The sequence below is a fragment of the Anabaena sp. CS-542/02 genome, assembly GCF_028331085.1.
Lineage (GTDB): Bacteria > Cyanobacteriota > Cyanobacteriia > Cyanobacteriales > Nostocaceae > Anabaenopsis > Anabaenopsis arnoldii.
Genome location: NZ_JAQMTM010000003.1, coordinates 1 through 10,039, shown reverse-complemented (window position 1 = coordinate 10,039; position 10,039 = coordinate 1). Strand labels below are relative to the sequence as shown.

Annotated in this window: 9 protein-coding genes; 4 read left to right on the top strand and 5 right to left on the bottom strand. The window is 42.9% G+C overall.

Translation table 11 applies throughout. The annotated features are described in order from the left end of the window. Window positions 1-126: 126 nt before the first annotated feature. The 3 genes from PN447_RS00220 to PN447_RS00210 all read right to left on the bottom strand — a co-directional run bounded on the left by PN447_RS00220 (window position 127) and on the right by PN447_RS00210 (window position 2,752). Window positions 127-1,380 (bottom strand): DUF3086 domain-containing protein, encoded by a 1,254-nt coding sequence (locus tag PN447_RS00220; RefSeq protein ID WP_271759974.1) that lies wholly within the window; start codon window positions 1,378-1,380, stop codon window positions 127-129. An 88-nt stretch (window positions 1,381-1,468) separates the two neighbouring features. Next, complete coding sequence (locus PN447_RS00215; RefSeq protein ID WP_271759973.1) at window positions 1,469-1,885, bottom strand: DUF3119 family protein; 417 nt, start codon at window positions 1,883-1,885, stop codon at window positions 1,469-1,471. Window positions 1,886-1,954: 69 nt separating this feature from the next. Then, complete coding sequence (locus PN447_RS00210; protein WP_271759972.1) at window positions 1,955-2,752, bottom strand: MlaE family lipid ABC transporter permease subunit; 798 nt, start codon at window positions 2,750-2,752, stop codon at window positions 1,955-1,957. Window positions 2,753-3,355: 603 nt separating this feature from the next. Between PN447_RS00210 and sppA the strand changes: the two genes are divergently transcribed. The 3 genes from sppA to PN447_RS00195 all read left to right on the top strand — a co-directional run bounded on the left by sppA (window position 3,356) and on the right by PN447_RS00195 (window position 4,983). Further along, window positions 3,356-4,177 (top strand): signal peptide peptidase SppA, encoded by an 822-nt coding sequence (gene sppA, locus PN447_RS00205; protein WP_271759971.1) that lies wholly within the window; start codon window positions 3,356-3,358, stop codon window positions 4,175-4,177. A 70-nt stretch (window positions 4,178-4,247) separates the two neighbouring features. After that, the gene (gene aroH / locus PN447_RS00200; RefSeq protein WP_271731002.1) at window positions 4,248-4,661 is read left to right on the top strand and encodes a chorismate mutase; all 414 of its coding nucleotides are present in this window, start codon (window positions 4,248-4,250) and stop codon (window positions 4,659-4,661) included. 37 nt (window positions 4,662-4,698) lie between these two features. Then, window positions 4,699-4,983, top strand: coding sequence for a hypothetical protein (locus PN447_RS00195; protein ID WP_271759970.1), 285 nt, complete (start codon window positions 4,699-4,701; stop codon window positions 4,981-4,983). A gap of 48 nt (window positions 4,984-5,031) precedes the next feature. Here the strand turns inward: PN447_RS00195 and crtR are convergent, their stop codons facing one another. Beyond that, complete coding sequence (gene crtR / locus PN447_RS00190; protein ID WP_271759969.1) at window positions 5,032-5,922, bottom strand: beta-carotene hydroxylase; 891 nt, start codon at window positions 5,920-5,922, stop codon at window positions 5,032-5,034. 429 nt (window positions 5,923-6,351) lie between these two features. On the opposite strand from crtR, the gene pyk reads away from it, so the two are divergent. Further along, the gene (gene pyk, locus PN447_RS00185) at window positions 6,352-8,121 is read left to right on the top strand and encodes a pyruvate kinase (protein WP_271759968.1); all 1,770 of its coding nucleotides are present in this window, start codon (window positions 6,352-6,354) and stop codon (window positions 8,119-8,121) included. Between the two features lie 726 nt (window positions 8,122-8,847). Here pyk and PN447_RS00180 read toward each other — a convergent pair. Beyond that, the gene (locus PN447_RS00180; RefSeq protein WP_271759967.1) at window positions 8,848-9,948 is read right to left on the bottom strand and encodes a glycosyltransferase family 4 protein; all 1,101 of its coding nucleotides are present in this window, start codon (window positions 9,946-9,948) and stop codon (window positions 8,848-8,850) included. Window positions 9,949-10,039: the final 91 nt, after the last annotated feature.

Sequence of the window (10,039 nt, the reverse complement as noted above, 5' to 3'; positions counted from 1 at the left end):
TGCGTACTTCCTTAAACTGTTTGGGTGCAGTCCCAGTTGTTTGACTGCTTCTCGTAGTGGTACATAAGCCATACCACTATCTGAGCATTTATGAGGATATGTAATCTATTATTAGTAAATAACTAGCTATTGACTAACCCTTTCACCAGAGTAACTTCTCACCGCTTTAGGGTCAGGTGCAAAAGCCAGCCATAGAGGAAATTGCAGTATTGCTAAACTGATTTGCTCTTCGGAATCATCAATTATAATTAAGGGTAATTGATTAGTCTTTACAAGTCGGTCAGCCTTCAAAGCCAAAGCATCGGGTGTTTCAAACAAAGCTACACCCTGGTCAGGACCAAAATCTGTGCGACCAATTCCTAAGCAGTCTTGCAAACCGCGCCGCCATTCACCTAAACGTTCTGGGGAATTTGCTAAAACCAGAGTACGGAGGCGATCGCCATATAAACTGTGTAATATAGAAGCGACAGCCGAAGAAATGAGAATATTCTGCAAGCGGCTTCCCATGGTTCGCAAAGCGCCGCGTCCTCCTTGTTTAAAGAACCAGTTAGCAACTCGTTCTGCGTGAACCGGTTCAAAAGTCCGCCGTAATTGCCAGGGCGGACCATAGTAATCTGGGTTACTACGATACTGGTCAATCAAGCGGCGAATTTTATTTGTAGTCTCTTGAAACTGTTGTTGGGCAAATTGGGGTGTTTGTGGCTGTTGTTGGGTGATTTTCACCTCTGTGACCACAGGTTTGGCTGGTTCGATTGGTGTCAGTTGCAATTGTTCTGCTGACATTGCCAAATCCTGTAAACTACCGGTGAGATAATCCTTAAAGCCTTGCACCCGAATTGCTAAATCTTGAGATGCTCCCGCAAAAGTGGTTCGCATTTCATTACGAATGCGTTCTTGGCGGCGTTCTAGTTGTTCTACAGAAATTTGTAGAGCTTGTTTGCGTTGTTCTAACTGCACCAGTGACTCTTGTACAAGTCGCCCCAGAGAGATTTGAGTTTGAGTGAGTTGTTCTTGAAGGGTTTTGTAAGATGCTTGTAGATTGGCTATTTCCGCCTTTAGGGATGCTTCTTGGCGTTGCAAATCTGCCACTGTATCCTCAGCTTGAGCAGATAGTGAATTATCTTGTTGCTCTACCACTACAGGAGTTTCTGGTTGTTCTACTGCATCTTCAAGGGTTGAGTCTTCTGTGGACTCAATGCGGGCATCTGCCACTTCTGTATGAGGTATGATTGGCACAAGATTTGCATTATTTGGTTGTGTATCAGTAGATGAAGTTGGCGCTTCTGTTTCCAGCAGTGAGTCTGGGGATGAGTTTTCTGCTTCTATTTGTTCCAACCACTCATCCATCTGTTCTGGAGTTTGAGATTCCTCTGGGTTCATAAACAATAATGCAAATAAATAAGTTTCAAGAATATAGTCTAGATGCAAAACCACTGAGCACTGAGGCTCACAGAATTTAGAAAATAGCTCATATCCGTGGACAACGTGATTCTAGACAAGATTTCAGGGTTTTGGGGTCAAATAAAATCGGTAAAAAGTGAATGCTATTGACTTCCTTAAAATAAAACAGGATAGGGATTCGATGCCAAAATATCCGCCAGTTTTGCCATTCCTGATAGGGAAAGCGCCGCAGTAATTTTTCCCCTCGATAGATGTCTAAATCTGTGGCGGTGAACTGTAAACGTATTGTTGCGGTTTGCAACAACAGAAATAAGCCCAATAATGCAATTACCGCCCCTACCCAAACTTGCACTACCAATAGAGGTATGGCAGAAATCAGCAATACAATGGGGATATTATAACTAGGCTGGAGTTGCACAGTTGAGGTGGAATCAGTTGTAAATGAACTGGTCACAGTTTCCCATCCTGTTTTATTGGTAAACATCTATCCTATTTTACGGGTTCTGGGTTTGATTAACTTGCCGAGTTATTGGTGAACAGATCCCAGTCCTGGTCAAAAACCTTCTACCAATGCACTCCCGGTTCCCTGAAACATTAACCATGAGAGAAAAAAGTTACTAATAAATATAATTAGTAAGGAAGTAACAACAGCCGTTGTGGTGGATTGTCCCACGCCTTTTGCTCCTCCCTTGGTCGTTAAACCCCAGCTGCAACCAATGACGGCGATTAATAAGCCAAAGCAACAGGCTTTAATTAAGGCGCTGATGATATCCCCAATGGTGATCAGGTTACGAGCTGAGTCTAGAAATACCGTATCGGGTATACCATATATATTTGTGGCAATTATTAATCCCCCTAAAATCCCTGTGATTAAAGACAGGAGGGTTAAAATCGGCAGCATTAAGCAGCAAGCCAGTAGCCGAGGGATAACGAGGTAATCAATGGGGTCTGTTTTTAAGATGAATAAAGCATCGATTTGCTCGGTTACCCGCATCGTCCCAATTTCGGCTGCAAAGGCGGATCCGACTCTTCCAGCCAAAACCACGGCGGTAAGTACTGGTGATAATTCTCTTGTTAATGCTACCGCTAGGACTCCGCCAACTAGATTACTAGCGCCAAAGTTAATAAACTCCCGCGCTACCTGAATCGTAAATACTGCGCCCACAAATACAGCCGTTAACAGGGTAATAAATAGGGAGTCTGGCCCCACAGTGGCCATTTGCTCTACAGTATTGCGCCAATTAATTTTTCCCCTTAATAGGTGAACTATTACTTGTCCACCCAGGAAAATCGCCGCCAGCAGTCGCTGACTCCATGCTCCTAAACTGGATTTGGATTTAGTTTCACTCAATGTTTTTTAGCTAACTCGGTAACTGCATTCAGGATAGCGGATCTCTGTTGTTTGGGGAACCGCTCATTGGTCATTAGTCATGAGTAAATTACAATCTTCCCCCCCTACTCCCTGGGTGAAACATTAACTTAATTTAAAGGTCATCTCATAAAGTAAAGTTGTTTAAATCGATTTTTGATGCCATTCTTACGAAAGAATATAGACTGAAAGCTATGTTTGGCAAGTGTTTTAGAGAATTTTATACTTTCTCCCGCTCACATCATCTGATTTATAGCAACAGCCAAGGTAATTTAAGCATAAACTATAAGTAGTCCCTTTTCATGTGAAGCGATCGCTTGCTATAGGTATAGCAGTAACCACAAGTGTTAGGACATTTCCCCAATCCTTCCCATTCTCTGTTCCCTGTTCCCTGTTCCCTGTTCCCTTAAAACCACAATTATGATGTCCTAACGTGTATGCGTAGTGCTATATACAAAGAGTCTAAAAATTTCATTAAGATTGCTGATAACACCATGTCTACTGATTTTTGGTCTAGAGTAAATTAGGTCTTTTCATCGCTAGGCATTTTATATTGAGTGTATTACAGAGGTTTTTTAACTGCTCATGGTCTGGCCTTTCAAGTCTAAGTTTCGTAAACAAATTGCCCGGATTGAAATTACTGGTGCTATCGGTGCTTCTACTCGCAAGCGCGTGTTAGAAGCCCTAAAAACCATAGAAGAGAAAAAGTTTCCCGCTTTACTCCTGCGTATTGATAGTCCTGGGGGTACAGTGGGAGATTCTCAAGAAATCTACAGCGCCCTGAAGAGGTTACGCAATCAAATCAAAATCGTCGCCAGCTTTGGCAATATTTCGGCTTCTGGCGGTGTCTACATTGGCATGGGAGCAGAACATATCATGGCTAATCCTGGTACAATCACTGGTAGTATTGGTGTAATTTTGCGAGGTAACAACTTGGAACGGTTGCTGGAAAAAATCGGTGTTTCCTTCCAAGTGATCAAGTCTGGCCCCTACAAAGATATTTTGGCATTTGACCGCCAACTGACTGTACCAGAACAAAGCATCCTGCAAGAGTTAATTGACGTGAGTTATCAGCAGTTTGTCAAGACCATCGCTGAGGCGCGTTCTCTAGAACTAGAAACTGTTAAGACTTTTGCTGATGGTCGGATTTTCACCGGGGAACAGGCTTTAGAATTAGGTATTGTAGACCGTCTGGGAACTGAAGAGGATGCAGTGCGCTGGACGGCGGAAATGGTGGGTCTTGATCCGGATAAGACACCCTGCTATACCCTAGAAGAACGAAAACCTTTATTGAGTCGCGTTCTACCCGGAAGCCGTCTGGTTTCATCAGGGCTGGGGGCGGGAATTGATTGGTTGGAATTTGAAATGTCTACCAGTGGTCTGCCACTGTGGTTATATCGACCTTAAATAATTAGCAGTCATTGTAAAAAAATTACAATGACTGATGACCAATGAGTAATGTAAGGAGGATTTTGGCGTGGAGTGGCAAATGCGGGCTATTCGCGGAGCAACAACCGTTGCTGAAAATACTATTGAAGGGATTAGAGAAGCGGTAACCGAACTAATAGATCAACTAGAACAAAGGAATCAACTCCAGCCAGAAAAGATGATTAGTGTGACTTTTTCGGTGACACGTGATTTAGATGCGATTTTTCCGGCGGCCATCGCGCGATCGCGTTCTGGGTGGGATAATGTGGCAATGTTGGATGTACAACAAATGCACGTCGAAGGTAGCTTAGAGCGTTGCATTCGGTTTCTTATCCACGCTTACCTTCCAGCTTCTACACCAATTAATCATATTTATTTACGCCAAGCTGCTAAATTACGTCCAGATTGGAGTTTATCCCAGCCGTTACAACCATCACAGCAGGCAGTTAAGTCAAAAGTTTAAAATTTGACTGTCAATTATATGTAAAAATTAGCACGAAATGAGCTATTACGGTAGTGATGCGGCTCAACCTGCTGCCATGGGCGGGAGAATGTTTAATGAGCGGGTAACTGGTGTGTGCGTAAAACTAGAAGATTTTCTGACCATTCTCTCCAAAATGGAGCAGCCACTAGTAATTGTCACAAGTGAAGGGTATTTCACAAAAATTTATAAGTATCTCACAGCATATAAAGGTTTTGTGTTTTTCACGGAATCTTTAGAAAAATTGGAACTTGGTAGCAAGATTGAGGTGATTTACGCTCAAAGCTTATCTACTGAGATTTGACCTTTTGTGTGCACAAAACCAGCCCACCCAAGGTGGGCTGGGGTATTTCTATTGGTGATGACGATGAAATCTAATGCCGATAAAAATATCGTAAACAAATTCCAGAAAGTCCTTTTTCTGCAATAAACCTGATGTCTGAGGACTACCCTTTTCATCTAACAACGGCTTCATTGCATAATAAGCAGGTTGGTAATTATACCAAGGAATAGAAGGCCAAAGATGATGAATCAGGTGGTAATTCTGTCCTAAAATCAGGATATTTAGGAGTTTACCAGGATAGACCCGGGCATTTTTCCAGCGATCGCGTTCCACAAAGGGACGATGTGGTAAATAATCAAAAAATAATCCTAGTGCTATCCCCACTAAAAAAGCCGGGATAAACCAAAAATTGAGAATGTAACCTAAAAAATGATACTGAATGGAAATATAAAAAATTGTGCCGACAATTAAGCGGCTAATGAACCATTCCAATAGTTCGTAGTTACGCCACAGTCGCCGCTGAAAGAAAAACACTTCATGGTACAAAAAACGTACTGCTATCAACCACAACGGTCCCCCTGTGGAGACGTAATGATCCGGGTCGTTCTTGGGGTCATTGACATGGGCGTGATGCTGTAAATGCACCCGTGTAAATACGGGGAAGGCAAAAGCTAAGATCAGGGCGCTACCATGGCCTAACATGGCATTAATGATTCGGTTACGATGGGCAGATTGGTGACAAGCATCGTGAATCACAGTGCCGGCACAATGTAGAGCAATGGTATTAATGGTAAAGCACAACCAATCTGGCCACTGCCAGAGCCAGTAACCAAAGTTAGATAACACCAGCATTGTTACCGTGGAGAAAAACAGTAGCAGTGTGGGATTAAAATCACCAGGAGGCGCTAAAAATTCCTTGGGGGGGATTTTTAGTGACTTCTGTGCCTCCAATGTGAGCATTCTTAACTCCTTGTTTAATGAAACATTACGAATATACGATAAACATGAGTAAATAATAAACTTTTGTAAGCTTTTATTTAGCAAGATTTAACTTGATATTTGCCGAAGCCCAGATGAATAACGCTATGATTCCAGAGGAGAGATAAGTTTTTCTGCTCGCGTAGGGTGTCTAGGCAACCAATAAAGAGTTGACTGAAAAATCTATATTCAGGAGGATGGAACCCAGTTTGGTGTACGATATCTACTCTATCTCACAAATCTTGGGAAATCTTAACCAGGGTAAAATTATCATTTCTGTTGCGAGTGACTCTCAAACCCCCATTCATCCTCCGCCTCTGTTGGTTATGGATATAACAGAGACTGAAAACTAAACGCCCCTTAAATTAATATGAATCTCTAGATAGAGATAGCCCCCTAGAATCAGCCCCTATGCAATTAAGAGACTCTCTACGCCGGACAAAAATTGTTGCTACAATTGGGCCTGCCACTAGCAGCCCAGAAAACCTGAAGGCGATTATCGAAGCTGGTGCGACTACACTGCGGCTCAACTTCTCCCACGGTACTCATGCTGACCATCAGCGTAGTATTCGCTTAATTCGACAAACTGCTTTTGAATTAAATCAACCTGTGGCAATTCTCCAAGACTTGCAAGGGCCAAAAATTCGCTTAGGTAGGTTTGAAAATGGGTCGATAATTTTAGAAAAAGGCGATCGCTTCACCTTGACAAATCGCCCAGTTGTCGGCTCCCAAGAAATTAGCTGCGTCACCTACGATTATTTAGCCCAAGAAGTGCCTACAGGTGCGAAAATCCTCCTCGACGATGGGCGAGTAGAAATGGTGGTAGAGGATATTAACCCTGACAAAGGCGATTTACATTGTCGTGTCACGGTAGCTGGTAAGTTATCTAACAATAAAGGTGTTAACTTTCCGGGTGTTTACCTATCCATTAAGGCCATGACCGACAAAGACCGCGAGGATCTCATGTTTGGTCTAGATCAAGGTGTAGATTGGGTAGCGCTTTCCTTTGTCCGTAACCCCCAGGACATCATCGAAATTAAAGAGTTAATTTCTAGTACTGGTAAGCAGGTTCCAGTCATTGCCAAAATTGAAAAACATGAAGCCATTGAACAAATGGAACAAGTTCTGGCTTTATGTGATGGTGTGATGGTGGCTAGAGGTGACTTGGGTGTAGAACTACCTGCTGAAGATGTCCCTGTGCTGCAAAAGCGGTTGATTGCTACAGCTAATCGCTTAGGGATTCCCATCATCACCGCTACCCAAATGTTAGACAGCATGGTGAGTAATCCCCGTCCTACTCGTGCTGAAGTCTCAGACGTGGCTAATGCCATTTTAGACGGTACGGATGCTGTGATGCTATCGAATGAAACTGCTGTGGGTAATTATCCTGTGGAAGCAGTGGCTACCATGGCGAGAATTGCTGAACGCATGGAACAGGAAGCGGCACAAAATTCGGCCTTACTTTCCCACCGAGATGAGCGACGTTCTATTCCTAATGCTATTAGTCAAGCTGTGGGACAAATTGCTCAACAATTGGGCGCAGCGGCAATTATGACCCTGACACAAACAGGGGCTACAGCTCGGAATGTTTCTAAGTTCCGTCCCCATACCCCGATTTTGGCTGTGACACCCCATGTGAATGTGGCACGACAATTACAGATGGTTTGGGGTGTGAAACCATTGTTGGTACTAGGTTTACCTTCTACTGGGCAGACTTTTCAAGCCGCTATCAATGTGGCTCAAGAGCATAACTACCTGTCTGAAGGTGATTTAGTGGTGATGACTGCGGGTACTCTTCAAGGTGTTTCCGGCTCTACTGATTTAGTTAAGGTTGAGGTGGTGACCGCTGTGCTAGGTCAGGGTATTGGGTTGGGACAGGGTTCGGTAAGTGGTCGTGCTAGGGTGGCTCACACTGGTATGGATGTGAGTAATTTTAATCCCGGAGATATTTTGGTGGCACCCCGGACTGATGCGGATTTTGTTGAGGCAATTCGTAAGGCTGGCGGTATTATTACTGAGGAAGAAAGTCTAACCAGTCACGCTGCTGTCATCGGTTTGCGTCTGGGTGTCCCTGTGATTGTGGGTGTGAAAACAGCAACCCAGGTAATTCGTGATGGAGCAATTCTTACTCTGGATATGCAGCGGGGTTTGGTCTATTCTGGGGCCCTGGGAGCTTCTTAATCTGAATTACTGCAAAAATCTATTCTCTGGTAAATCTGGCTATGGGGAATTTGGCAATTTGCGGAAGCTAAGGTTAAGATTCCGTTTTGAGCGTCAGATTCTCTTAACAGCCAGTTACCTTCTGGAGTTTTGCTAAACTGTTCAATATGAATTGTATACTGGTCAATTAGTATATAGCATTTCCCATGCTCGTGAGGTACAAAGTTGTTTAGTTTCAGGGAACAGGGAACAGGGAACAGGGAACAGGGAACAGGGAACAGGGAATAGGCAATTGATGTGTAATTCATTAGCCTGAAAAAGGCTATATATTCTTGCAATTCCGGGAGGGAACGGTAATAAGTAAATTTATCTCCTCTATCTCTACTGCTGGTAGAGAAAGTCCTAAGTTGACAATTTCATAGACAAAACTATACTTATATTGACAAAAAGCGATATATTTTTAGTAAAAAATCAACTACTTGATATATAATAGGGTGATATCAAGTATTGAATTGAGACTATTGCCGACGCGAAAACCAAGCAATGATGGTGGTAGTATTTTTCAGAAACTTAATTGGAACACAATCGCGTCTGGCTAAGGCGTGCAAGTCTACTGAGGGATAACCGCTCCCATGCCCCCTTTGAAGTAGAAAGTAAAGTCTAGCTTTATCTAGGTTTTATATAGCAGTTTGCACAACCATAGGATTTTTGTGTGAAGGCTGGAGTAAGCTAACTTTAGCCTAACATTCATAAGTAGCGGGATAAAACTTCTGCAGTCGCAAGTCCGGTTTTTTCCCAACTGAATTGACTGGCTCTATTTATACCTAGGGTAGAGAGGTGCGATCGCATTTGCATATCTTCAGCTATCATCTGCATAGCTGCGGTAATTTCTGCCCTGTTATAAGGATTAATTAAAATCGCTGCTTCCCCCGCTACCTCTGGAAGGGAAGAAAGATTAGAAGTAATCACTGGAGTCCCACAAGCCATTGCTTCGAGGACTGGTAAACCGAAGCCTTCCCAGAGAGTCGGAAATACTAGGGCGATCGCATTATGAATAATTTTTGGTAGTTCGTCATAGGATACATAATTGAGAAATTTTGTCTGTTGAGTAATTCCCAACTCTGCGACCTGGGTTTGTAAAAGTGGTGTGTAACGCCTATCAATCGGACCTGCTAACCATAGTTGATATTCACCCCTATTTGGTAGCTCCGCAAAAGCAGCTATAAGCCGGTGTAAATTTTTATAAGGGTCATGTCTTCCTAGATAGAGAAAATATGGCGGATTGTCGGGTGATTTTTCTTGAAAAGTGTGAAAATTTTCACGATCATAACCTAGGAGAATGGGGGTGATTTGACTGGCGGGAATTTGATAAAAATTAATGATATCCTCTGCTGTCGTTTGGGAATCGCAGATTATGTGTTGTGCTTGTTTGAGGACTTGGGGAACGTAGTAACGATGGTAAGCTGTCAAGGGTGAGAAGGATTTAGGAAAGCGCAATGGTATTAAGTCGTGGGACACTACCACAAAACGACAGTTACTATAAAGCGGTGCTTCTGGTAAGGGGGAAAATAACAAGGGAGATTTGAGGTGATGATAGATTTGGGGAAGTTGGAACTGTGTCCACAGTAAGCGGCGCAAATGTCCTTTTGTGCCTTGAGCGGGGGTAAGATTATTGGGAACTGGGTAGCAGTTAAATTCTGGGTCTTTTTGTGCTGTTAATAAGGTGGGATATAGAGATTTTAAATAAGGGAAGATATTTTGAGCGTAGTTACTAATCCCTGTTGGTTGTGAGGAAAGAATAGATAAATTTATAATTAGTTGGTTATCTAATGTTTTCATTAAATCCATTAATTGTACTTGTCAATTTTTAACTAAAAAATTAAATAACTCAAGGGATTAGGGGAACAGGGAACAGGGAACAGGGAACAGGGAACAGGGA